The sequence below is a fragment of the Collinsella aerofaciens genome, from assembly GCF_020709435.1.
In the GTDB taxonomy this organism is placed as follows: Bacteria; Actinomycetota; Coriobacteriia; order Coriobacteriales; family Coriobacteriaceae; genus Collinsella; species Collinsella aerofaciens_AU.
Genome location: NZ_JAJFDP010000053.1, coordinates 1 through 417, shown reverse-complemented (window position 1 = coordinate 417; position 417 = coordinate 1). Strand labels below are relative to the sequence as shown.

At 71.0% G+C, this 417-nt stretch carries 1 protein-coding gene; it reads right to left on the bottom strand.

Annotation, left to right across the window (positions count from 1 at the left end):
- On the bottom strand, positions 1–417 hold a 417-nt coding region (locus LK493_RS10100), incomplete at both ends, for a type IV secretory system conjugative DNA transfer family protein (RefSeq protein ID WP_227790931.1).

The following is a 417-nucleotide window of genomic DNA, read 5'->3' as shown; positions in this document are numbered from 1 at the left end:
GCAGGCAGAGGCCGGTCAGCAGGTTGCGGCTGGCGTCCGTGAAGAACCTCTGGCCTGAGGAGAAGGCGTCGGGCACGATGGCGGACGACAGCTCGCGGAGCTCGGCCACGGCGCCGGCGGTGCCCTCGGTCCCGAGTGCCGCGATGGCGCGGTCGAGGGGGTTGAACCTCGCCGACTTGACGGGCTCGTCGAGCCGGATGGCGACGACCTCCATCCCGGTCCTCCTGGCGAGCGGCTCGGTCCATGCGCGGATCTCGGACTTCGGGTCGTGGACGATGACGGACGTCGGGATCCCGTGGGCGTTGCGGTCGATCGCCGCCGCAATTGATGGCGCCAGCGCGCGTCTGCTTTTGCCGGCTCCACTGCCCGCCCTTATGAGGCAGTGGACGGCGGGGACCATCGCGATCCCGCCGCCGA